Origin of the sequence: Lysinibacillus sp. NPDC093190 (genome assembly GCF_050280425.1) — a bacterium.
GTDB lineage: Bacteria > Bacillota > Bacilli > Bacillales_A > Planococcaceae > Lysinibacillus.
The window spans coordinates 1-1,647 of record NZ_JBNNVG010000070.1 but is presented as its reverse complement, the minus strand read 5'-3'; the positions used below and the strand labels follow the sequence as shown (position 1 = coordinate 1,647).

General features: G+C 37.4%; 1 protein-coding gene. It reads left to right on the top strand.

All coding sequences use genetic code 11. The annotated features are described in order from the left end of the window. The first annotated feature begins 243 nt into the window (after positions 1–243). Positions 244–1,479, top strand: coding sequence for an IS110 family transposase (locus ACQKOF_RS24980; RefSeq protein WP_312731576.1), 1,236 nt, complete (start codon positions 244–246; stop codon positions 1,477–1,479). Positions 1,480–1,647: the final 168 nt, after the last annotated feature.

The window sequence follows — 1,647 nt, the reverse complement described above, 5'->3', positions numbered from 1 at the left end:
AAACATACTAAGATTAGTAGTACAAACCAAGGCCATGGTTTGTGCTACTATTTTATTTAGTAGAAGTGAAGAAAAGTCGACCAGCCTCTGGGATCATATAGAATCCGTATCATAAACTGGCTAACTTCGCACCCTTATATGAATCAGTTTAGTATGTTGGGTCCAAGAGATCGTGTATAAGAAAATGGAATCGATAAGGTAATGTGAAGACTTCTATAATTGGCTATAAAGGAGGACATTTATATGAAACATGTCATCGCATTTGATATCAGTAAAGGGAAAAGTACCATCGTCATTTATAATGAAGATAGACAATGTGAATTTGAAGGGGAATTACATCACACGCGTTTCGATTTTGAACAGCTTCATCAACGTATTGAGAAAATGACAGCTCTTGATGGACAACCTCCTGAAATCGTATTTGAAGCTACAGGGGTCTATTCAAAACCTGTAGAAGAGTTTCTACGTGATCATGGCTACACATACTACCGTATGAACCCGCTTGAAGCGAGCCTACAAATGGCTTCCATGCGGCGTCATAAAACCGACAGTAGTGATGCGCACGAATTAGCGAAAACGCACTTTAAAGTAGAACGTGAAACGACATACGTACAGGATACATATTATGAACAGATGCGTGCGATTACACGTTATTATGATGAAGTTGATAAAGAAATCATTCTTTTACGTAGTCGGATGCATGCAATTTTACATGGTTCATTTCCTGAATTAGAACAGCTCATCACACCAAGTTCAGCGTTGTTTTTAAATTTCGTGCAGCTATATCCACATCCAGCACTTTTATTGGCGCATTCAAAAACAATCATTAAAAACCGTTTAAAAAGTAATACTCGTAAGAAGCTATCCTTAGAACGTGCGGAGAAAAAAGCAATTGTATTATTAGAAGCTGCGGAAAACTCGTATCCGTCCATTAAGCCAACGGATATTCGTTGTATTCAAGTACGCGATTATGCACGACGTATTGTGGATTTGATGGAAACGAAAGACAAACTTGTCAAGCAGATGGTGACAATGTCTGAGGATAAAAAAGAATATAAAGTGTTACTCTCTATTCCAGGCATTGGAGATACAACAGCTTGCCGATTGATTGGTGAGTTAGGCGATATTCGTCGTTTTCAAAATGCCAAACAAATAAATGCCTATGCGGGTATTGATATTATGCGCTATCAATCTGGCAATACACAATATCGTGATCGTATAAATAAGCGTGGGAATAAGAAGCTACGGAAGATTTTATATTTTATGGTTTGTACAATGTTAATGGCAAAAGGAAAAGGAAAAGGAGAAGAAAATCACTTTGTGGACTACTATTACAAATTAAAAACGCAACCTCAGAAAAAGCATCATGAGGTCGCGATTGTGGCGTGTATGAATAAGTTCTTGAAAGTTGCATTTCACCTTATTACACACGGCATATTGTACGATTATGAGTCCGCACTACCAGCTCTGAAATCGTAACCAAGTTTATATTTACTATAACACACCGACCTTTCGAAAAAAAGAAAATCGTAAGGTCTTTTAGTCGTGCGAAAATTTAGTTGTAGTTGGGAGGGGTACCCCTCCCAACTACAACTAAATCAAAAAACAAAAGAAATTAAAGAATTACACTTGACTGGAGGTAAGAAA

Coding starts and splice junctions, on each gene's coding strand:
- ACQKOF_RS24980 (WP_312731576.1), top strand. CDS start 244: ATGAAACATGTCATCGCATTTGATATCAGTAAAGGGAAAAGTACCATC.